The sequence below is a fragment of the Aliisedimentitalea sp. MJ-SS2 genome (assembly GCF_032586155.1).
In the GTDB taxonomy this organism is placed as follows: domain Bacteria; phylum Pseudomonadota; class Alphaproteobacteria; order Rhodobacterales; family Rhodobacteraceae; genus JAWHTC01.
The window spans coordinates 389,261-410,436 of the sequence record NZ_JAWHTC010000004.1; the positions used below are offsets into that span (position 1 = coordinate 389,261).

Here is a 21,176-nt window from a genome sequence, read left to right on the forward strand (position 1 = left end):
TGTCCTCTTCATATCTTCAGTGAACGTCCGCAAATCGCCCATCGCGACAAATGCTGCAAATCTCACCAAGGACAAGATTGGGAGCGTATCTGCCGCACGTTTGAACTCAAAGGACAGCCCAAAAAACTACCTTATGGCTGGATGAAGTTCACCCCCGGCATGCGGGCGATTTCATAGATGTCTTCTTCGTAGATTTCCGACAGCTCGTCGACCAGCTCCTCGGTCCAGCCCGGCAGGTCGAGCTCTTCCTCGATCATGTCCTCGCGGGCGAACTTGTCCAAGAAAGCCACCATCACCCGGCGTTTCTGAATCTCGGTCATGACCGGGCGATCCTTGAGATAGGCGCGGAAGCGTTTCATGCCTTCCCTGGTCATGATCTCGGCCAGAAGATCGAACCCGCCCTGAATCTTGCGTCCCGGCTCGATCCCGGCCATTTCGCGGATGATCTGGGCCCAGATCAGCGGTGAATCCTCGTTGCACCAGATCGTCAGCGGCACGTCGGGATGGGCCTCGCGCAGGCGTGCCACCAGTTCCGACCAGCGCAGGTCACGCGGATCGACCCCCGAAGTCATTTCGACAAAGTCATCCACCGGCGCCTTTTCGAACAGCGCCGGCAAGAAGCTGGCCGGGTCGCGCAGGGCAAAGAAAAGCTCGATCTGGTCGCCGGCAAAGAGCTGCTTGAGTTGCCCGACCCGGGTCACCGCCTTGTGGTAGAACACACCGTTCGAGGCGGCGAATTTCGGAAAGGAAAAGAAGTTCTGGTTCGACAGCAGGAGGCGGTCGGCTGCTTCCCCTTCCAGAATGGTGTCGAGCAATATCTCGCGCGCATCCGGGGCGGGTTGAGCCTTGGACAGCGCCGCCACGGTTTCACCGATCAGTTTGCGATAGCGCCCGGGCGGCGGAACGAGGGTGCCTTCATCGGCGAAATCACCGCGGTTTTTCAGCAGGCATTTGAGAATGCGATCCTCGTCCGTGCGGTGAAGACCGACATGAAAGACAAGCTGCATCTTGCGCCCCTGGTTTGGCTTCTTGCGCCCCTTGTTGGCGAGGGCGTGAATTTTGCCGCAGTATAAGCTCTTTTCTGGACTATGAAACCGCAATCGGGCAGAAGGGCGCGATGGCAGTGCAAGAGATGACACCGGACGCGCCAAGGCTGCGGCGCTGGGCCGATCCCTGGTCGGGGGGGGCGGTGCTGATCGCGCTTGTCGTGCTGGCGCCGATCGTGGCGGTGCTGGGTATCGCGCTGTTTCCGACAGACAATATCTGGCCGCATCTGATATCGACAACGCTGCCGCGCTACCTGAGCAACACGCTGATTTTGATGCTGAGCGTCGGGCTGGTCTCGGCCATGGTGGGCACCGGGGCGGCGTGGATCATTGCCCGCTACCGGTTTTTCGGCTCACGCTGGTTCGAGTGGCTCTTGCTGATGCCGCTGGCGGTGCCGGGCTATGTCGGCGCCTATGCCCTGGTCGATCTTTTGGAATATGCCGGGCCGGTGCAGACCGCGCTGCGCGGGGTGATGGGATGGCAGAGCGCGCGGGACTACTGGTTCCCGGAAATCCGCTCGATGGGCGCCGCCATCCTGGTGTTGTCGGCCTCGCTTTACCCTTATGTCTACCTGCTGAGCCGGGCGGCGTTTCGCGAACAATCGGGCAGCTCCGAAGAGGTGGCGATGTCGCTGGGCGCAGGGGCGCTTGAGCGGTTCCGCCGGGTTGGCCTGCCGCTGGCGCGGCCGGCAATTGCCGCCGGGGTGGCCATCGTGATGATGGAAACGGTAAATGATTTCGGCACCGTGGATTTCTTTGCGGTGCAGACCCTGACCACCGGAATTTTCAGTGTCTGGCTGGAGAGCAACAACGCCGGCGGTGCGGCCCAGATTGCCAGTGTCGTGCTGGCGCTGGTGATCCTTCTGGTAACTCTGGAGAAGGTGTCGCGCCGCAAGGTGCGATTCTTTACCACCGCGCGGCAACACCGCCCGGTGGAGCGCAAACCGCTGCATGGCTGGCATGCGGTACTGGCCTTTTTCTTGTGTTTCGTGCCGCTGTTCGTGGGTTTCCTGCTGCCGGGCGGAGTGATTTTCCTACTGGCACTCGACAACGCCGGGGCCTGGGGTGACCAAGCGCTGTTCGATGCACTTTGGAACACCGTGAGCGTTGGCGGATTGGCCGCTATCGTCACCGTGCTGGCAGGGGTGTTCATGGTCTACGGCGCGCGGATCTCGGGACGGCGGTTGCCCCGGCTGCTGATGCCGGTGACGACGATTGGCTATGCCGCACCGGGGGCAGTTCTGGCGGTGGGAATCCTGATCCCGCTGGCGGTGCTGGATCACCGCCTGGCCGATACGGTCGAGGCGTTGACGGGGCATGATATCGGGTTGGTTCTGACCGGGACTGGATTTGCGCTGATCCTGGCGTACGGTGTGCGGTTCTTTGCCATTGCCCAGGGTGCGGCGGATGCGGCGATGGGGCGGGTGTCGCCATCGCTGCCAATGGCAGCCCGGTCGCTGGGCCGGACCCAGGGGCAAACCCTACGCGAGGTCTACTACCCGCTCATTCGCGGTTCGATCGGCTCGGCTTTGTTGCTGGTGTTTGTCGATTGCGTCAAGGAACTGCCGGCGACGCTGCTTCTGCGTCCGCCGTTCGGCTTCGACACGCTGGCGACCCGGGTACACGAGCAGGCCAGCCTTGAAAACCTGCCGGGTGCAGCCCCGGCGGCGGTTCTGATCATCGCGGTGGGACTGGTCGCGGTAAGCCTGCTGGCGCGGGCCAACAGATAAACGGATTTGGTGAATTTCGGGATTGCGCATTCGCGCACGTCAGCGTAAATGACGGCCCCGAGTGCCCCTATAGCTCAGCTGGTAGAGCAACTGATTTGTAATCAGTAGGTCCGCGGTTCGAGTCCGTGTGGGGGCACCATAAAAATCAAGGGCTTAGTCGAATGTCAGTGCAGCGCGGAGGGAAACCTTGTGCGTTTTTTTGTGCGGTTTGCGAAAAAATGCTAGAATGCGCTTCGTAGACTTGAGATGGCGCCTGAAGGTGTGAGCCACAAAGCTTTGTTCTTTCCGGCATGCCTGATGCCACCGATTGAAGGGAGGTACGTAAAAACGTGGCGAATTCGTACACAGATGAAAGCGGCAAATTCGCACCAGGCAATCCCGGCAAACCGCGCGGCGCACGTCACGCCGCGACAAAGGCGGTGGCGGACCTGCTTCAAGGCGAAGCCGAAGGTTTGACCCGTAAGGCCATCGACATGGCCCTGGAAGGCGATACAGTTGCGCTGCGTCTATGTCTGGAACGCGTAGCGCCGCGCCGGAAGGACACGCCGGTGCAATTTGACCTTCCCCCCATGGAATGCGCTCAGGACGCCGCACAAGCTGCTCAAGCGATTCTTCAGGCTGTCTCTGACGGAGGCCTTACTCCGGTCGAGGCATCAACCGTGATGAGTCTGATCGAGCAGTACCGGCGCACTTTAGAACTGACTGAATTCGAGACGCGCATCCAAGCTTTGGAGATGGGAAGATGAGGTTGCAGGCGCGTTTGGCAAAGATGGAGAAAGCGAATGTGATTGATCGGTCGTACTTGAGTAAACTGACCGATAAAGAACTTGCTGAAGGTTGGAGATTCGATTTGGAAGGAGTGGGGGTGGATTGGGAGGAATTCAAAAAGGATCCGTGTGGCTCACTCGAAAGGCGTTTCGAAGGGTATCTTGACGATGAAGGGTTGTTGGCCAGACTATTGGAACTGATCGATCAAACCGAGAGTTCGTGGTACGAGTTGGCAGATTAGAATATCACACCGTCTTCCGCACTACCTGCAGAGTGATGCAAAACGGCCCATTGCAGACATTCGTCAACGGTGCGGCGAACGGCCGGATTGAGCCCATACTGCTCAATGCTGCTAGGTGTGTGAAGGTCTGTTGTGGTCAAAAAAACGGCCCATTTGAATGGGGAACATGCGGAACAACTCCGAGGATTGCCTTGTCCAATGAAACGTTTCATTGGCTCGAAGGGCGTCGTAAGACGTTGTTGTAACTGCACCCAACGGCTTCAGTCCTCTTTTCGGTAAGCTAGGCTTACGGACTTTACCCAAATTGTTAAATTGGGTCACCATCCATCAAACTCGGGAGGATTGGGATGGCAGACCGCAAGATCGGATTGGGGACGATTGTCTCTTATGGCGTTGGCTCCGTCGCCTATGGGATCAAGGACAACGGGTTTTCCACGTTTCTGATGATCTATTTCAACCAGGTCCTGGGGTTGCCCGCGTGGCAAGTTGGTGTCGCACTTTTGATCGCCATGGTGTTTGATGCGGCGTCCGATCCCTGGGTCGGCTATATGTCAGATCGCTGCAAGTCTCGGCTGGGGCGACGTCATCCGTTCATGTATGGTGCCATTCTCCCGATTGCTTTGGCCTATTTCTGGTTGTGGAATCCCCCTGCAATCACCGGCTTGGCCTTGTTTGCGTTTCTCACTGTCATGGCGGTGGTTGTGCGCTTGGCGATTACGTTCTTTGAAATCCCGAACTCGGCATTGATCGGCGAAATTACCCATGATTACGACAAACGCACGGTGATCACCGGTCTTCGGCTGATGTTCGGCTGGATCGGCGGCGTGGTCATGGCAGTGGTCGTCTACCGCGTATTCCTGCCGGATTCGGTTGATTATGATCCCGGCATCCTGAACCCTCACGGTTATCGCGAGTATGCCTATGCTGCTGCCATCGTGATGTCGATTGCCATGCTGGTCTCGTCGCTTGGCACACACCGCGCCAATGCCCATTTCATGGCACCAGACCCGGAAAGCCAGGGCTATGGCTTCAAATTCATCGAAAACCTGCGCCACATTTTTACCGACACGTCGTTCCGCTCGGTATTTTTGGCGGCACTGTTTGCCAATCTGGTCACCGGTATCGTGATGACCCTGCAGCTTTACTTTGGTGTTTACTATTTCGGCCTTTCAACAACACAGCTGAGCCTGGTGACTCTGACCATGGTGCCGGCGGCCATCATCGCCTATCTCTCTACCGCCTTTGTTGTACGCGGGCGGGACAAGAAATCGGTGGCGGTGCTGCTCTCTTGGTTGGCAATGGTAGCCTCGATCGTGCTGGTGCTGGCCAAGTATCTCGATCTGTTGCCACCGGAACGTTCGACCAACCTGTTTTACATCATCGCAGCCACCACATTCGTGGCCACATCTCTATCGATTCTGCTCAGCGCTGTGACCTTTTCGATGATTATCGATCTGGTCGATGCCGATCACAAGGGCACCGGGCACCGGGCCGAAGGGCTCTATTTCGCAACCTTCTCATTCACCCGCAAGGTGGTGACGGGGCTGGGAATATTTGTCTCTGGCGTAATGTTAAGCCTTGGGGCCAAATCCGGCAATCTGATCACCTATGACACGTTGCATGGCATCGCTTTACCTTATGTCGGCTTATTGATCGCGATTTACCTGGTGTCGATCTTCTTTCTGCGGCGATACAGCCTGACCCGGTCAGGACACGAGGCCAATTTGCAGGCCATCGGCAAGCATGACGTCTAACTTTCTGGCGCCCGAAACGACTGGTCAAGGATTTTCTGCACTTCCGAGATCAGCCGATGCGCCGATGGTGGCAAGGGGCGCTCGTCCAGCCAGGCTGCGACGCCGGAAATAGTACCGCCATCGAATGGCCAGTTCTCCATGGTTAGGCGTTTGACGCGACCGGTTTCCAATTCATGACGCATCACAAACTCTGGTAACACAGCAACGGTATTGGTCTGCAACAACAACTGCCGCAGCAATCCGAAGTCCTGGGACGTCAGAAAGGTGCCTCGCAACGCTTCAAGACTGTCGAACTCGCCCGGGTAGGCGTCAAGGATCCGCCATAAAAACCAGTCGGGCACATCGCCGCCGATCACCGTATGGTTCGCCAGGTCACGCATACGAATACTATCGTGCTCAGCAAGCACGTGGCTGGCGTGACACATCAGGCCGGGCGGTTGCAGGATCAGCTTACGGTACCGAAGTTCGCTTGCTTCGCGGTCTGGCTGCAGTCCGAAATAGACATCGATCTCGCGCTGGATCAGACGCTTTTCCCAACGTTCGCGGTTACAGATGCGCACGGTGAATTGAAGCGACGGATACCGGTTCATCATCCGTGCCATCGGGATCGACAACAGGCTTTCACTTACCGATGGGTCAACTCCGACAACCAGCCGTCCACCTTCGAATTTCTCCATCAGCGCAATATCTCGGCTGGCGGCATCCATTTCGTTGATTGCAGCACGGGCCGAGGCGATCAGCCGCTCACCAAAGGCCGTCGGCACGGTTTTGCCGCGTGTGCGATCAAACAAAGGTACGCCATAGCTGTCTTCCAACCGTTTGATCGACTGGCTGACCGCCGAATGAGAAACGCCCAGTTTTTGCCCGGCTTTGCGAAAGTTCCCGGTGTCGGCCAGGGCGATCAGTTGGCGCAAATACCCGATGTTTTCCAAGGTGTTCTCCCGAATCGGTAAGAAAAGCTTACAACATTTACACAAATGGTAAGCCTGCCAAACTGCGCGTCAAAGGAGCCATGATGTGAAAGATTACTCGGGCAAGACTGCATTCATTACTGGCGGGGCTGGCGGGATTGGCTTGGCATTGGCGAAGGCTCTGGGCCAGCGCGGGATAAGGGTGATGCTGGCCGATGTCGATGCGGGCGGGTTGGCCACGGCCAAAGCCGCGTTGACGGCCGAAGGGGTCGAGGCCGATACGGTGATCTGCGATGTATCGGATGCCAAATCGATGGCCGATGCGGCACAAGCGACACTGGAACGGTTTGGCAACGTGCATTTTGTTGCCAACAACGCCGGTGTTTCCCTTGGCGGCCCGACGGGTGAAATCGCAATCGAAGACTGGAACTGGATCGTCAACATCAATCTGATGGGGGTCGTGCACGGGGTCGAGGCCTTTGTGCCAATCCTGATCGAACAGGGTGAAGGCGGTGCCATCCTGAACACCGCATCGATGGCCGGCCACCTCGCCATGCCTGGAGGCGGGCCATACAACGCGACGAAATACGCGGTGGTCGGCTATTCCGAAACCATCCGTCAAGAACTGGCGCCGCAGGGTATCGATGTCAGCGTGCTCTGCCCCGGCTGGGTGCGCACCGCGATCAACGATGCGGCCAAACTGCGCCCGTCGTTGCAAAACGGTGGCGAAGACCGCGAGGAAACCGAACAGGGCCGCGAAATCGCCGAAGCCATCGCCACGGGCCTTGATCCGAATGTGGTGGCTGACTGGACCCTCAAGCGGATGGATGAAGGGCGGTTCTACATCTTTACCCATCCCGAGTTGCAGCCTTTCGTCGAAGGCCGGTTTGGCGAGATCAGGACGGATATGGAGGCCAGCCGCGCGGTGGCCAATCTGGCGCTGGAACGCGAAGCCGAGGCCAACAACGGCCCGCTGGATGTTCTGATCATTGGCGCGGGCTTTTCCGGAGTCTGTGCCGCGATCCGGCTCAAGCAGGAAGGCATCACCAATTTCAGGGTCTACGACAAATGCGACGGCATCGGGGGCACTTGGTGGCTCAACACCTACCCCGGAGCCGCCTGTGATATCCCGTCGCATTTTTACTGTTACTCTTTTGAGCTGAACCCGGACTGGAGCCGGCTTTACGCGCCCCAGCCTGAAATCCAGAAATACATCGAGGATTGCGCCGTCAAATACGGCGTGCGCGACCGCATTCACCTCGGGCGAAAGATCACAAGTATCACGTTTGACGAGGAACAATCGCTTTGGGCCACCACTTTCTCCAATGGCGAGGTGGTGCGGTCGCGATTTGTCATCAATGGCAGCGGCGGATTGCATCAGCCCTTCACGCCAAAGATCGACGGCGCGGATGAATTTGCAGGCTTACAAATGCACACCGCCCGCTGGGATCACGATTTTGATGCCACAGGCAAGCGGATTGCCGTGATCGGCAGCGCCGCCAGCGCGATCCAGGCGGTGCCACAACTGGCCAAGGTGGCTGATCAGGTCACATTGTTTCAGCGCACGCCCAACTATATCGCCCCACGCGAGGATTTCGCCTATTCACCCGAGGATCAGGCTGCGTTCCGAGCCGACGCACAAAAAATGGAGCAGGTCCGCCACGAAATGTTCGTGGACCGTGACACGCGGCTTTATCCCATCGTGGTTAACCCAGCGATCCGAGAAATTGCGGCCAATGACATCAAGTCTTTCATGCGCTCGCAGATCACCGATGAGAGCCTGCAAGATGCGTTGATGCCCGAGTATGAACTGGGGTGTAAACGCATCCTGATCTCGGATGATTTCCTACCCGCGTTGAACCGGGACAATGTGACTGTCGAAACCAATGGCGTGGCGCGTATCACCAGCAACAGCATTGTCACGGACAATGGGCACGTCGTGCCCGTCGATGCGATTGTGTATGCCACCGGCTTTGACCTTGAGAGTCATAAACACGGCATTCAGATCGCGGGTCGAAACAAACAAACGCTCAGTGAGCTGTGGCAAGAGCGGACGGATGCCTACAAATCCTCGATGATTCCGGGATTTCCGAACTATTTCATGGTCACTGGCCCAAATGCCGGGGTTGGCACAACTTCGGTGGTCTATCTGATCGAACAATCGGTTGATTGGATCATCGATGTGATCAAGCTCGCCGGGCGGAATTCGCTGGTGGAGGTCAAATCCGAAGCCTGCCAGAGTTTCAGCGACGCTCTTCAAGAGCAACTCGGCAATACGGTTTGGGCCTCAGGCTGTGACAGCTGGTACATCGGGTCCAACGGCCGCATCGAAACCCTGTTTCCGGGCAGCGCTCAGGATTTCGCCACCCAGATGGCGCAGGTCACCACCGAGGATTTCATTCTTACCGACGTTCCAGACCGTACGGATCTGCCCACGCCAAACTGGGCACCCCGCCGCGAAGAAGAGGCGCAGACCACCGATCACCTTACTAAGCTTGATCCGACAATCCGCGCCATCATGTTTTCCCCTGATGCCGCCAACAGTCCCAACATGGCCGAGATGACCCCGCCCGAGGCCCGGGCCTATTATCGCGCACTGGTTGGCAAGCTTGAGGCGCCACTGTCGCTGACATGCCCATCCGAAGACCACGTCATGCAATTGCCGGGTCGAGACATTGCCTATCGCATCTATCGCCCCGTGGACGACACGAATGCCCCGGCGATGGTGTTCTTTCACGGTGGCGGCTGGGTCATCGGCGACCTCGACACACATGACAACACCTGTCGCGCCCTGGCACTGGGATCGGGCGTCTGTGTTATCTCGGTCGATTACCGGCTTGCGCCCGAGCACGCTTTTCCGGCTGCGGTTGAAGATGCCCATGACGCGTTTGTCTGGGTGTCACAAAACGCAGACCACTTGGGACTGAACTCCGATCGCATCGGGATAGGTGGCGATTCCGCCGGTGGCAACATCGCGGCCGCCGCGACGCTGATGTTGCGCGATCAGGCCGGGCCGGCCTGTGCCTGGCAATTGCTGGTCTATCCGGCCGTCACCGCACAGCGCGATACTCAATCCGGTCGCGAGTTCGGCAAGGGTTTCGGTCTGGATACCGAATTGACCGACTGGTTCGCGGCGCAATACCTGCGCAGCAATCCGAATCCCGCCGATCCGCGCCTGTCACCGCTGTTGGCTGAAGACCACTCCAACCTGCCTCCGGCCTTTGTTGCCACTGCTGGCTTTGATCCTCTGCGCGATGAGGGTCAATCCTATTCCGAGCGGTTAAAATCCGCCGGGGTCAAGGTTGAGTACCGCAGTTATCCGGACCTTGTTCACGGCTTTGCCAGCTGGGCCGGTCTGGTGCCCTCTGCCCGCGCCGCGTTGACCGAGATGGCTCTTGGCCTGAAAATTCTGGCGGCTCAGGACGCCGCCGCAACCCCCGCCTGACAACCAACTAAGCAAATCAAACAAAAACCACTCGGGAGACCTCAGATGAAAACACTGCTTACCACCGCCGCCATTTTCGTTGCCAGCCAGGCCGCCGCTAACGAACCCTTTGGCATCTGGGAAACCATCAAGGATCCCACCGGCGCCTATTTCCTTGTCGACGTTCAGCCATGTGAAAGCAACGCGGCCAAACTTTGTGGCAACGTTGCCGAAGTTGTCAATTCACCCGCAGAAGAAGCCGTGGTTAAAGCGTTGATCGGGCGCCCGGTGTTTTGGGATTTGGAAAAAATCGAAGAAAACAAATGGGCCAATGGCCAGGTCTGGGACGCGGTGACTGACAAGGTCTACGATTCCCGTGTGACCCTCGGCAAAACCGCCATGCGCGTCGAAGGCTGCGTCATGACATTCTGCGATGGCGGGAATTGGAAACGACCGGCGCAGTGACTGTTACCGGTTGAATCTTTTTAAACTGCAGGCGCTCCCAAGTTTCGCGGCTGTCGCTATCCGCCGAACTGCGGACATTTGCACAAATTGCAAAAATGGGTGCTTTTCCCGCATTGCGGACCTTTGACTATCGCAATGCAAATGACCGCTATGCGGACAAAATCGCCATTCACCAATCCCTCTCGAACGTCCGCTATTTTCAGGCTCATCTTCAGGCAAACGCGACCTGCCTACGGCATATGAGGGCCGGAACCCGCGCAATTCTTGATCAGCCTGAAACCAGGTAAAGTGCGATCCACGGTTGGAACGATACCAGTAACAGGCAACCGATCATCAGGATAACCCAAGGCAGGGCAGCCCGGCACACTGCTCCAAAGCTCTCCTTGAAAGCCGTCATCGCGACGATCAGGTTCAGCCCGAGTGGAGGCGTGAGAATGCCGATCTCAAGGTTCAGGATCATGATGATACCAAGATGCGTCACCCCGATGCCGTAGGCTTCGGCAACAGGGCGCAGCAGCGGCGAGGCAATCGTGATGGCAGATGCCGTGTCCATGAAACACCCCATGATCAGGAGCACGACATTGGTCAGCAGGATAAATCCTGTCTGGCTTTCGATATGTTCGAGAAGGAAACTGATGACGTGATGTGGAATCCGCTGCTCGGTAATCAGAAGGTTCATGCTGACGGCGATGGCAATCAGCGGGAAAAGCGCACCGACCAGCTTGGCAGCATCCACGGTCATATCGAAATACTGGCGGAATTTCAGTTCGCGGAAAAAGAGTGTTTCGATTGCGACCGCATATATCAGCGCAACCGCGGCGGCCTCGGTCGGTGAGAAGTAACCGGAATAGATTCCGCCAAGCAGGATGATCGGCATCAGAAGCGCAGGAATACCTTTGTAAAGGGCCTTTGCCAGTTCCGAAATTGTAAAGCGTTCGCGCGGAATATGGCGGTTGACGGTGATGGCGTAAGTCGAAAACACTACGGTCAGAAGCAGCCCCGGTCCGACGCCGGCCAAGAAGAGTGCGCTGATCGAGCTTTCGGTAATGATGCCGTAGATGATCATCGGGATAGACGGCGGGATGATGATCCCCAGTGTGCCGCCCGCCATAAGGGCCCCGATAGAAAAGCGCGACGAATATCCGTTTGCCGTCAGCGCAGGGTAAAGCACGGCGCCAACCGCCAGCATGGTCACGATGGACGACCCGGAGATGGCCGAAAAGACTGCGCAACTCAGTATCGTGGCCACTGCCAGACCGCCTGGGATAGGACGTGTCAGGGCAATCATCACATCAACCAGCCGTTTGGCGATCGAGCCGCGGCTCATCACAGATCCGACAAGGATAAACAGCGGCACGGCGAGAACCAATTCGCGGTCCATCGCTGACCAGATGTCGGCAATGAAATAGTCAAGCTGGCCTGCGCCCCATACCATGTGGGTATAACCCGCCACGAACATCAGCACGAGAATGAGATTCACGCGCAGAGCGAAAAGAACCACGACTATTGCGAGAAGCAGCCAACCCATTATTCTGCCACTCCCTGTTCGACGGGCAACAAATCGAGCCAGATCCCATAAATAACATGCCGCAGTGCAGACAGGGCAAAACCAAGCGGAATGGCAAGTTGCACGGGCCAGATCAGCACATCGAGCGTCACATCGCGTTCTTCCAGCATCATACCCAGTTCGACAAAGGTCAGCCCGGCCCATGCCAGCATGACAAGGATCGCCGCCGAGGCAAACTGGCCAAGGCGCAAGGCCACGGGTGTCAGCGCGTCCGGCACCACCTTGTCGAGGAACTTAGGACGCAAGTGGCTGCCCGTCGCAGTTGCGACACCAAAGCCTGCCATCGCACAGTAGATCAACGCATAGACGGCGAACTTCACGGCACCGAAAACACCATGTCCGGCAATCTCGCGCCCGATAACATCCGCCGACAAGGCGCCCAGGATCAGCAAGAAGGCGATAAACGCAAAAACCTTCTCGGCTTTCGTGATCCCGTTGGTCACGGCTGTAGCGATACGTTTCACGGCGGATGCTCCAGAGTTGTCGGATGGGCCCGGACCACGTGCCGGGCACCATGCGAGATCAAGCGAGAGATTTACGAGCCGCAGCCTTGCTTGGCAGCTTGAATCGCGGCCAGATAGCCGTCAACATCGCCGCGAAGCTCGGGAAGGATTTTTTCCCAACTTGCAAGCCCCGCCTCTTTCCACGCGGCTTGCTCTTCTTCTGTTAACTCAACGACAGTTCCGCCACTCTTTTTGTGCGCACCGAGCATTTTGGCCTCAAAGCCTTCTACCGCCGCCACGTTCTGCGCCAGCGGCATGGCTTGCGCCCAAGCGTCCGACAGGATTTGCTTTTCCGCGTCGCTCAGGCCTGCCCATGTCTTGGAGGAGATTGCCAGTCCGCCAAGATTGTACGTGTGACGGGTCGGGGCAAAGAAAGTCGCGGTCTTGTTGACCCCTGTGGCCACATAGAAGGTAGGTGCGAAATCAACCGCATCCACAAGACCGGTGCCAAGCGCCGCGGTTGACTCGGCCGCAGCGAGCGGTACCGGGTTAGCACCGACGGTTCCAAAGAAAGTCATGGTCGTTTTCAGCGGCGCGGTGCGCAGCTTGATATTGGCAAGATCACTAGGCGTGCGAATTTCTTTCTTTGCGCCGATGCTTTGCGTGCCCACTGCGGTGAAGCCCAAAAGATGGAACTTCTTGCCGATGGCCACGCGGGTACGATCCATCAGCTTGGGCACAGCGCAACCGGCTTGTGTCGGCGAGTCAAAAACATAAGGCAGCGACAGCAGCGACATTTCGGGCACAACTGCACCCAGGGCCGGAATTGCACCCAGCCACATATCGAGTCGGCCTGTCAGTGTCATCTTCATCGTATCGGCCATTGTGCCCAGCTCGGCGTTGCCAAAATACGAAATCGTCAGATCGCCGCCGGACAGCTCTTCCACCTTCGCAACAAAGCCTATTGCCTGTTTGGCCCAGATCGTGTTGTCCGGTGTGATTGTTCCAAGACGAAGCTCCTTGGCATCTGCCGCAGAGCCGAATGTCAAAGCTGCCGAAAGGGCTACGCCTGCCAGTTTTGTGAAATGTTTCATTTTTCCTCCCTTGGCCCGCGTGGGGCTGTCTTTCCTGAATTCGATGCTAGGGAGCGGCAGCGTGGTGAGTCTGTCACCCGCGTTACAATCTGCCGCCCACCCGGTTTTACGCGTCGCGCAGCTCACGCCGCAGGATCTTGCCCACGGTCGATTTCGGCAACTCTTCGACGAACACCACCTGTTTCGGCACCTTGTAGGCCGTGAGTTCATTGCGACAGAAGCCGACGACATCGGCGTCGGTTACACTGTTGTCCTTGCGGACACAGAACACCTTGACCGCTTCGCCCGTTTTGTCGTCGGGCACCCCGATACAGGCGCTTTCTACAAGGCCATCCATCCGCGCCAGGGTGTCTTCGATTTCGTTCGGAAACACGTTAAAGCCTGACACAAGGATCATGTCCTTCTTGCGGTCAACAATACGGAAATATCCATCGTCTTCGTAGGTGGCGATGTCGCCAGTGCGGAAATAGCCATCTTCTGTAAAGGTATCTTCATTGGCGTGGTTCCAATAGCCCTGCATCACCTGCGGTCCCTTGGCACACAGCTCGCCTGCTTCGCCGCGCGCGACTTCCTCGCCATCGTCTCCCCGGATCGAGATATCCGTCGATGGTAAAGGCAGGCCGATCGTCGCGGTTGCATCCGTCTCGCTCAACAGGTTGGCGGTCAGCACCGGCGAGGTTTCGGACAGGCCGTAACCTTCTGTAATGTGCAGCCCAGTCATCGCCTTCCAACGATCCGACACGGCTTTTTGCACAGGTGCACCACCCCCCATGGCCAACCGGAGAGAGCCGAAATCGCATTTCTCAAAACCCGGTGTCATCATCAGGCCGACAAAAAGAGTATTCACGCCGACAAAGGCCGACACCCGCCACTTGGACCATTCGGCCACAAAGGCCGGCATGTCACGCGGGTTGGGGATGAATACGTTAAAGGCGCCCGCCTTAAAATAGGTCAGGAAGTTCACCATCAACCCCATGATGTGATAGAGCGGCAGGGCCGTGATGATGGTTTCTTCGCCCGGCTTCAGTTCGTCCCCCAACCATTGTGTGAACTGTTCGATATTGGCGGTCAGGTTGCCGTGGGTCAGCATTGCGCCCTTCGACAGGCCGGTTGTGCCACCGGTGTACTGCAGAAAAATCAGGTCGTCTTGGGTGATCTCCGGCTCGGTGAATTCCATCTGCAACCCATCGGCCAGCGCGCGGGGCAAAGGAACAGATGTGCCGCGCAGGGCTTCATGCACGGGTGGGCTGGGTTGTTGCAGCCCGCACAGATCATCAAGGCCCAGGGTGATCACGTTCTTAACCGGTGTGTCCTCGATAATCTCGGCCAAGATCGGCGTCGCCATGGAGAAAAGCACGATGGTTTCCGCGCCGCTGTCGTTCAGCTGATGCTTGAGTTCGCGAGGCGTGTAGAGCGGGTTTACGTTCACCTGAACGGCCCCTGCGCGGATCATGCCAAAGCTGACGACCGGAAACGCCAGAAGGTTGGGCATCATCAGCGCAACGCGGTCGCCTTTCTTGATGCCGAGACTGTTTTGCAGCCACGCGGCAAAGGCGATGCTGAGGTGATCAACCTCGTTGAAGCTCAGGTTGGTGTGCAACGCGTTAAACGCAGGGCGGTCGCCATATGTCGCAACGGTCTCCTTGAGCAAGTCAACGACGGTACCGGTCGTGTTCGCGTTTATTTCGTGCGGGATGCCACCGTATTTTTTCAACCAAGTCTTTTCCATTTTATCCTCCCTTATCCCGCATCGGCGAGGACCAAGTCCGCGCCTTTCTCGCCAATGGCGATTGTGGGGATATTCGTATTCGTTGCAGGCATCGTCGGCATGATCGAACTGTCGATCACCCGCAGCCCTTGCAGCCCGTGCACACGCAGGCGCGCATCGACCACATCCATCTGGCCACTGCCCATTCGGCAGGTGCTGATCGGATGCCACGAGGTCTGGCCGGTCTGTTTCATGAAGTCGATGATCTCGTCATCGCTGTCCATGTCGAAACCCGGTTCAACCTCATCGATAATATGCGCCGCCATGGCCGGATGGCGGGCAATCTCGCGCAGCTTGCGCATGCCTTTCACCGCGGCCTCGGCGTCGCCCTGAGCCGAGAAATAGTTGGCGTTCATCTCGGGATACTCAGCCGGATCGGCCGATTTGACATGAACCGAACCACGGCTTTCCGGATAGATGTGGAATTGCCCCAGCCCAATGCCTGAAAACGGATCGGTGGGTGGGCCGCCGTCGCTGTCGAGATAGCGATCCTTGGCCGAATACATTGCGATTTGCAGTTTCAGATCGGCGTAAGGCGCGGCGTCGTGGCTTTTGGTCATCGCATGCGCCGTCACCGACGGGATCGCCATCAAACCCTGGCGCTTCACGAGGTATTTCAACAAGGTGAACGCGCCGCGCAGCTTGTTCGACATCAGATCGTTGACCGTGACCTTCTTGTTGATCTTGTAGTTGAACCGCGTGTGCAGATGATCGACGAGGTTCTCGCCCACCCCCGGCAATGCGTGAAGCACGTTGATTCCGTGTTTTCCAAGCAGGTCGGGCGATCCGACCCCGCTAAGTTCCAGGATCTTCGGGCTGATGATCGGCCCGGCGGACAGGATCACCTCGCGTCGTGCCGACAGGGTGCGTTGCCCGCCGTCGCCACCGACCACCACGCCGGTGGCGCGCGTGCCGTCAAAGGTGACGCGCTCGCAAGGCGTACCGGTCATCACTGTCAGATTTGGCCGTCCCATGACCGGATGCAGATAGGCCTTGGCGGTCGAGCAGCGCCTCCCCTTGCGGATCGAGAATTGCAGCCAGCCCACGCCATCGGCGCGCTCGTCATTGTAGTCCTTGTTATAGGGAATACCGACGCCCTGCGCCGCCTCGATGAAACTATGTGACACCGGGTCGCGATAGGTGCCATGGGAACAGGTCACAGGACCACCATGACCGCGGCGCTTGCCCGTGCTTTCCGGGGCGTCTTCAAGCTTCTTGAAATAGGGCAAGAGGTCGTCATAGCCCCAGCCTTCGTTGCCCGCCTCGCGCCATTCATCATAGCGTTTCGGCTCACCGCGCACGAAGATCATGCCGTTGATCGACGATGACCCACCCAATACGCGGCCCCGAGGCCAATAGATATTCTGACCCTTCAGCGCATTTTCCGGGTTGGTCCAGTAATCCCAGGCAAAGCGCGGATTCTGCAAAAGCTGGCCCACACCCAGCGGCATGTTGACCCAGAAATGTTTGTCGCTGCCACCGGCTTCGATCAATGCGACGGTGTATTTGCCGTTCTCGCTCAGCCGGTTGGCCAGAACGCATCCGGCCGAGCCCGCACCGACAACGATATAGTCGAAAGCATGGCTCATTTCGACACTCCAAGCGCGCCCATCATCGCCTGCGCCTCGGCGCCCATGCGCTGGAACTGCGTGTCTGGAAACTCAAGTTGCGGGCTTTCGCGGGTGAATTTCGACGGCCTGGCGATCTCCAGCTCAACGAAATGCGGCCCCGGCGTTTCGATCAGCGCCGGACCGCCGGCAACCAACTCTGGCACGATCGAGTAACGGTTCGCCGTAGCATAGCCCGATGCCTTCGCAACGGCGCAGAAATCAAATGCTGCACCACCCGGACGATCAAGATTGGCCACCCCGCCGAACTGGGTATTGTTGTTGAACACCACATGGATCAGGTTTGCAGGCGCCTGATCGCCGATCTGCGCCATTCCCCCCATTTCCATCAACAGGCTTGCATCGCCATCCAGCACCACGACCTTGCGATCCGGCTGGGCGATGGCAAGGCCAAGCCCAATGCCCGAGGCCCCGCCCATCAGCGGCACGCTGGAAATGTTGAGCGGGCTGGGCGAAATTGCCGAAATCATCGGCATGGCCGACATGGTGTGCACGATGATCGTGTTGTCGCCACGCATCTTGGAAATGACGAAGCAGGCTTCGATAACTTGAATGCTCATATCCTGTCCTCCGCTCAGTTCCAGGCCGGGTAATGGCCGATATGCACCACCGCCGCGCGTTGTTTCTCTTTTGCCGTGGCAAAGGCCTCGGCCACTTTCGGCAAGTCATTCACCGTTTCGAGATGAAAGAACGGGACGCCCATCGCAGCCATGACTGGCTCTACGAGGTTTACGCAGGCGCGCTGGCTTTTCGTGATCGGCTGGCCCAGATTGGCGAACTCGCGGCCAAACGCGCCCACCGACAGAACCAACGGAATGCCTGCATCCAGCCCCACCGAGCGCAACGTGTTGAGACAGTTCAGAAGCCCCTGGTTCTGCATCATCACCAGCGGCGACATGCCCCCCACATAAAGCCCCATCGCCGTGGTCAGCGCCTGGTTCTCGGCGCTGCATTCGATGTAGCGCACGGCGCCATCAGATTTCATCGCATCATGCAGCGCGAACTGCACGAAATCCGGCACGGTTGTCACCGCGTTCACACCCTGCACGCGGAACGCGTCATGCAGGGCACTTGCGGGAATCGCATAGTCGGTAATGGCCATGAATGGCATCCTCCCTCTTCAATTCGAAGAGGATCACCCGGATTGACCGCACCAGACTGTCACGCATGTGACAGTGGGCGATACGCCATCAGGTCGGATCGTCCAGCAATCTCTGCATGGCATCCTGGTCGCGCACCCTGATATGCCCGTAATCCAACCGCACCAGCCCTTCACGCTCCATTTCCTTTAACAGGATATTGGTACGCTGGCGCGACAGGTTGATCATCGACGCCAGCGCCTCTTGCGAGACCTTGATGTCGATGCCCCGTTTGCTGGGTTTTTCGATGCCGTGGGACTTGGCCATTGAAAGAAGACGCCATGCCAGTCGCGAGCGCGGCGTCCATGTTGCAAACTGTTCGGCCACATCCAGCGCCATGCGGAATCGCTGGCAAAGGAAACCGACAAGCGCCTCCTGGATATCGCGGTTTTCCCACATCAGGTCGCGCAGGTCCTTGGCGGGAACGGCAAGCACTTCGACATCCGTTTCCGCTAGCGCGTCGTGGCTTTCCTTCACACCGTCAAGGCACGGGTGAACGCCCCAGAAATTTCCCGGCTCGACAAAAATCGAAACGAACTCGCGCCCCGAAATTGTATGCGCCGAAAGCCGGGCCGTGCCTTTTAACAATACAAAGAAACGTGGGTCCTGCTCTCCGCGCTGAAGGATCAGCGCGCCCTTGCCAAAAGATTTAACCGATCCCTTGCCCATCAGCGCTGCAACCGCGCTTTGCGGCAGCGGCTGTTTCAGGATCTTGCTTTTGGCGATGAGGTCTGTGACCTCTTGTACGGTCCAAGGCATTTCGCACCACGGGTTTGATTGGGCAAGACTAGTCCCGGAATCCGGTTTTCACAAAGCAAAGTCGCCTTGAAATGTCACGCAAGTGATAGTTTGAAGCGCATCCGTCCTGAACTCTGTCCCAAAGCGGGAGGAACACATGGCCGAAAATGACAACGATCTTTTGAAGAACGGTGACCCGGGCGCGAACTGGAAAGGCAAGATGGGCAGAACGTTTGCCGACTCCGAACCCTATTGGCCCGATCCCGTCACAGCGCCCGAGGGGGCACCAAATATCGTCGTGGTTCTGCTCGACGATCTGGGTTTTGCCGAAATGGGCTGTTTTGGCGCCGAGATCGAAACCCCCAACTTGGATCGGCTCGCGGCAAACGGCCTGCGGTTCAATAATTACACCACTGTGCCGATGTGCGCGCCCGCCCGCGCTGCAATCATGACCGGTAAAAACCCGCATTCCGTGGGGGTTGGCTGGCTCACCCACGCGAACCCCGGTTATCCGGGCTTTCAGGCCGGTGAGATTTCCAAGGATGCACCCACGTTCCCCGAGCTCTTACGCGATGCGGGCTATTCCACCTATGCGGTAGGCAAATGGCACAACGCTGCCGATTACAACCTGACGGCGGCGGCCGACAAGTCCTCATGGCCGCTGCAACGCGGGTTCGATCGATTCTACGGTTTTTTAGGGGCGGAAACGAATTACCACGCCCCCGGCCAGATCGTGGAAGGCAACGAACTTCTACCCACCGAGGATTATGGCAAGGATTACTACTCGACGGATGATTTCACCGACCGTGCGATTGCGATGCTCAAGGCACACAAGACCGCCGCGCCGGACAAGCCGTTCCTGATGTATTTCGCCACCAACGCGCCGCATACGCCGCACCATGCCAAGCCCGCCGACATGGCCAAATACAAGGGCCGCTACGACGCGGGCTGGGATACTATCCGGCGCGAACGCTACGCGCGTCAGAAGGAACTGGGCGTGATCGGCGACTGGGAGCTGCCTGAGCTGTCCCCAGGCGTGCCGAAATGGGAGGACATGCCCGAGGATCAGTTGGATATCATGGCCACCTACATGGAAATCTACGCCGGTCTTGTCGACAATATCGACCAGAATATCGGCCGCCTCGTCAGCGTGTTGGAAGACATTGGCGAGATGGAAAACACGTTGATACTGATCACTTCGGACAATGGTGCCTCGTCCATTGGTGGCGAGGATGGTGCGGCCAATTTCACCGAAAAGCGCGTAACCCAGCAGGAAAACCCCGAGCTTGCCCGCAAGATGATGGAAAGTGGTGCGCTTGGCGCGGTCAACACCTCGCCCGCCTATCCCAAGGGATGGGGCAACGCTGGCAACACGCCGTTCAGGTTTTTCAAACGCACACCGATGAATGGCGGCATTCGTGTGCCCATGGTGGCGCATTGGCCGGAACGCATTGCTGACAAAGGCGCGGTTCGCGGCGAATGGGTGCATGTAACCGATGTGATGCCGATGCTGCTTGAGCTGCTGGGCCTGCAATACCCCGCGCAGTTCAACGGCTACCGCACCCGCACGCTGAACGGGGTCAGCTTTCTGGATGTTCTGCTGGATGGCAGCGCCAAATCAAAGCGTTCGGATCAGTATTACGAGCTGGAAGGCAATCGCGGCTATATCTCGGGCAAATGGAAAATCGCTTCGCTCCAACCCCCGGGCGAGAAGATCGACCTCGACAACTGGCTGTTGTTTGATATCGACGTCGACCCGACCGAGGTCACCAACCTTGCCGCCGATCACCCGGATATCCTGCGGGACCTGATCAAACGCTTCGATCAGGATGCGTTCGAAAACTATGCCTATCCGCTTGATAATCGAACACTTGTTCGCGCGCTGACCCACGATCCGCACCGGATCAAGGATGTGAACCGCCCTTATACCTTCTATCAGGGTGCGGAAAGCACGCAGGCAATTCAGGCCTCGGCGTTGTTTGCCGACCGTGACTACGAGCTGACCTGCGCCTTTGAATACGAAGACGGGATGGAGGGCGTGTTGTTTGCCCTGGGCGACAGCCTGCGCGGCTTTTGCGCCTTTGTCCTGGGCGGCGAATTGGTGGTGCATCACAACGGCGGCTTCCTTGTGAAGCGCGATTTGCGCCTGCCTTTGACGGCGGGCAAACAAATGCTCACCATCTCGCACAAGGCCAAGGGCCGCCTTCAGGGCGCGGCGCATATCACGCTTGACGATGGTGCCAATGGTGATCTGAACATGTCGCCCTGCATCCTTCTTCTGAATGGAGAAGGTTTCGACGTCGGTCTAGATCGAAAGACCAAGGTTTCAGCGGAATGCGAGGGCCGTGGCACGTTTGAATACCCAGGCCGCATCGATTGGGTCAAAGTCACCCCCGGTGCGCAAGCCCCCGGTTCGATGGTCAACCGCGCCGAAGAGCTGGCTCAGAAGGATTGGTAGGC

The 21,176-nt window shown here is 58.0% G+C and carries 17 protein-coding genes and 1 tRNA gene; 8 read left to right on the plus strand and 10 right to left on the minus strand.

Features of this window, described 5'->3' with window-relative positions:
• Positions 1 to 131: 131 nt before the first annotated feature.
• Positions 132 to 1,007 carry a hypothetical protein gene (locus tag RXV86_RS17100; RefSeq protein ID WP_316301471.1) on the minus strand — a complete coding sequence of 292 codons (876 nt, stop codon included), beginning with the start codon at positions 1,005 to 1,007 and terminating at the stop codon, positions 132 to 134.
• A 110-nt stretch (positions 1,008 to 1,117) separates the two neighbouring features.
• On the opposite strand from RXV86_RS17100, the gene RXV86_RS17105 reads away from it, so the two are divergent.
• The 5 genes from RXV86_RS17105 to RXV86_RS17125 all read left to right on the plus strand — a co-directional run bounded on the left by RXV86_RS17105 (position 1,118) and on the right by RXV86_RS17125 (position 5,539).
• Complete coding sequence (locus RXV86_RS17105; RefSeq protein ID WP_316301472.1) at positions 1,118 to 2,776, plus strand: iron ABC transporter permease; 1,659 nt, start codon at positions 1,118 to 1,120, stop codon at positions 2,774 to 2,776.
• Positions 2,777 to 2,839: 63 nt separating this feature from the next.
• Positions 2,840 to 2,915 (plus strand) — tRNA-Thr (locus RXV86_RS17110).
• 190 nt (positions 2,916 to 3,105) lie between these two features.
• Positions 3,106 to 3,522 carry a DUF5681 domain-containing protein gene (locus RXV86_RS17115; RefSeq protein WP_316301473.1) on the plus strand — a complete coding sequence of 139 codons (417 nt, stop codon included), beginning with the start codon at positions 3,106 to 3,108 and terminating at the stop codon, positions 3,520 to 3,522.
• Positions 3,519 to 3,785: a hypothetical protein gene (locus RXV86_RS17120; protein WP_316301474.1), complete on the plus strand. Its 267-nt coding sequence runs from the start codon at positions 3,519 to 3,521 to the stop codon at positions 3,783 to 3,785. Before RXV86_RS17115 ends, RXV86_RS17120 begins: the two co-directional genes overlap by 4 nt.
• A 347-nt stretch (positions 3,786 to 4,132) precedes the next feature.
• Positions 4,133 to 5,539, plus strand: coding sequence for an MFS transporter (locus tag RXV86_RS17125; protein WP_316301475.1), 1,407 nt, complete (start codon positions 4,133 to 4,135; stop codon positions 5,537 to 5,539).
• Here RXV86_RS17125 and RXV86_RS17130 read toward each other — a convergent pair.
• Positions 5,536 to 6,471 (minus strand): LysR family transcriptional regulator, encoded by a 936-nt coding sequence (locus RXV86_RS17130; RefSeq protein WP_316301476.1) that lies wholly within the window; start codon positions 6,469 to 6,471, stop codon positions 5,536 to 5,538. The genes RXV86_RS17125 and RXV86_RS17130 overlap by 4 nt on opposite strands.
• Before the next feature lie 85 nt (positions 6,472 to 6,556).
• On the opposite strand from RXV86_RS17130, the gene RXV86_RS17135 reads away from it, so the two are divergent.
• Positions 6,557 to 9,895 (plus strand): SDR family NAD(P)-dependent oxidoreductase, encoded by a 3,339-nt coding sequence (locus RXV86_RS17135; protein WP_316301478.1) that lies wholly within the window; start codon positions 6,557 to 6,559, stop codon positions 9,893 to 9,895.
• Positions 9,896 to 9,940: 45 nt separating this feature from the next.
• Entirely contained in the window at positions 9,941 to 10,339 is a 399-nt protein-coding gene (locus tag RXV86_RS17140; RefSeq protein ID WP_316301480.1) for a DUF2147 domain-containing protein, read from the plus strand.
• 268 nt (positions 10,340 to 10,607) lie between these two features.
• On the opposite strand, the gene RXV86_RS17145 is transcribed toward RXV86_RS17140, so the two are convergent.
• The 8 genes from RXV86_RS17145 to RXV86_RS17180 form a co-directional block, all read right to left on the minus strand.
• Positions 10,608 to 11,867, minus strand: coding sequence for a TRAP transporter large permease (locus RXV86_RS17145; protein ID WP_316301481.1), 1,260 nt, complete (start codon positions 11,865 to 11,867; stop codon positions 10,608 to 10,610).
• Positions 11,867 to 12,370, minus strand: coding sequence for a TRAP transporter small permease (locus RXV86_RS17150; protein ID WP_316301482.1), 504 nt, complete (start codon positions 12,368 to 12,370; stop codon positions 11,867 to 11,869). The genes RXV86_RS17145 and RXV86_RS17150 overlap by 1 nt, the downstream gene beginning before the upstream one ends.
• 71 nt (positions 12,371 to 12,441) lie before the next feature.
• Positions 12,442 to 13,443, minus strand: a complete 1,002-nt coding sequence (locus tag RXV86_RS17155; protein WP_316301483.1) for a TRAP transporter substrate-binding protein DctP — start codon at positions 13,441 to 13,443, stop codon at positions 12,442 to 12,444.
• A gap of 106 nt (positions 13,444 to 13,549) precedes the next feature.
• On the minus strand, positions 13,550 to 15,172 hold the full coding sequence (locus RXV86_RS17160; RefSeq protein WP_316301484.1) for an AMP-binding protein: 1,623 nt from the start codon (positions 15,170 to 15,172) through the stop codon (positions 13,550 to 13,552).
• Between the two features lie 11 nt (positions 15,173 to 15,183).
• Positions 15,184 to 16,800: a GMC family oxidoreductase N-terminal domain-containing protein gene (locus RXV86_RS17165; protein ID WP_316301485.1), complete on the minus strand. Its 1,617-nt coding sequence runs from the start codon at positions 16,798 to 16,800 to the stop codon at positions 15,184 to 15,186.
• Positions 16,797 to 17,399: a thiamine pyrophosphate-dependent enzyme gene (locus RXV86_RS17170; RefSeq protein ID WP_316301486.1), complete on the minus strand. Its 603-nt coding sequence runs from the start codon at positions 17,397 to 17,399 to the stop codon at positions 16,797 to 16,799. Before RXV86_RS17170 ends, RXV86_RS17165 begins: the two co-directional genes overlap by 4 nt.
• A gap of 14 nt (positions 17,400 to 17,413) precedes the next feature.
• On the minus strand, positions 17,414 to 17,941 hold the full coding sequence (locus RXV86_RS17175; protein WP_316301487.1) for a thiamine pyrophosphate-binding protein: 528 nt from the start codon (positions 17,939 to 17,941) through the stop codon (positions 17,414 to 17,416).
• An 88-nt stretch (positions 17,942 to 18,029) separates the two neighbouring features.
• Positions 18,030 to 18,737 carry a Crp/Fnr family transcriptional regulator gene (locus RXV86_RS17180; RefSeq protein ID WP_316301488.1) on the minus strand — a complete coding sequence of 236 codons (708 nt, stop codon included), beginning with the start codon at positions 18,735 to 18,737 and terminating at the stop codon, positions 18,030 to 18,032.
• Positions 18,738 to 18,873: 136 nt separating this feature from the next.
• On the opposite strand from RXV86_RS17180, the gene RXV86_RS17185 reads away from it, so the two are divergent.
• Complete coding sequence (locus RXV86_RS17185; RefSeq protein WP_316301489.1) at positions 18,874 to 21,174, plus strand: arylsulfatase; 2,301 nt, start codon at positions 18,874 to 18,876, stop codon at positions 21,172 to 21,174.
• The last annotated feature ends 2 nt before the right edge of the window (positions 21,175 to 21,176 follow it).

Coding starts and splice junctions, on each gene's coding strand:
- RXV86_RS17120 (WP_316301474.1), top strand. CDS start 3,519: ATGAGGTTGCAGGCGCGTTTGGCAAAGATGGAGAAAGCGAATGTGATT.
- RXV86_RS17170 (WP_316301486.1), bottom strand. CDS start 17,399: ATGAGCATTCAAGTTATCGAAGCCTGCTTCGTCATTTCCAAGATGCGT.
- RXV86_RS17185 (WP_316301489.1), top strand. CDS start 18,874: ATGGCCGAAAATGACAACGATCTTTTGAAGAACGGTGACCCGGGCGCG.
- RXV86_RS17155 (WP_316301483.1), bottom strand. CDS start 13,443: ATGAAACATTTCACAAAACTGGCAGGCGTAGCCCTTTCGGCAGCTTTG.
- RXV86_RS17140 (WP_316301480.1), top strand. CDS start 9,941: ATGAAAACACTGCTTACCACCGCCGCCATTTTCGTTGCCAGCCAGGCC.
- RXV86_RS17165 (WP_316301485.1), bottom strand. CDS start 16,800: ATGAGCCATGCTTTCGACTATATCGTTGTCGGTGCGGGCTCGGCCGGA.
- RXV86_RS17180 (WP_316301488.1), bottom strand. CDS start 18,737: ATGCCTTGGACCGTACAAGAGGTCACAGACCTCATCGCCAAAAGCAAG.
- RXV86_RS17105 (WP_316301472.1), top strand. CDS start 1,118: ATGGCAGTGCAAGAGATGACACCGGACGCGCCAAGGCTGCGGCGCTGG.
- RXV86_RS17175 (WP_316301487.1), bottom strand. CDS start 17,941: ATGGCCATTACCGACTATGCGATTCCCGCAAGTGCCCTGCATGACGCG.
- RXV86_RS17145 (WP_316301481.1), bottom strand. CDS start 11,867: ATGGGTTGGCTGCTTCTCGCAATAGTCGTGGTTCTTTTCGCTCTGCGC.
- RXV86_RS17100 (WP_316301471.1), bottom strand. CDS start 1,007: ATGCAGCTTGTCTTTCATGTCGGTCTTCACCGCACGGACGAGGATCGC.
- RXV86_RS17160 (WP_316301484.1), bottom strand. CDS start 15,172: ATGGAAAAGACTTGGTTGAAAAAATACGGTGGCATCCCGCACGAAATA.
- RXV86_RS17125 (WP_316301475.1), top strand. CDS start 4,133: ATGGCAGACCGCAAGATCGGATTGGGGACGATTGTCTCTTATGGCGTT.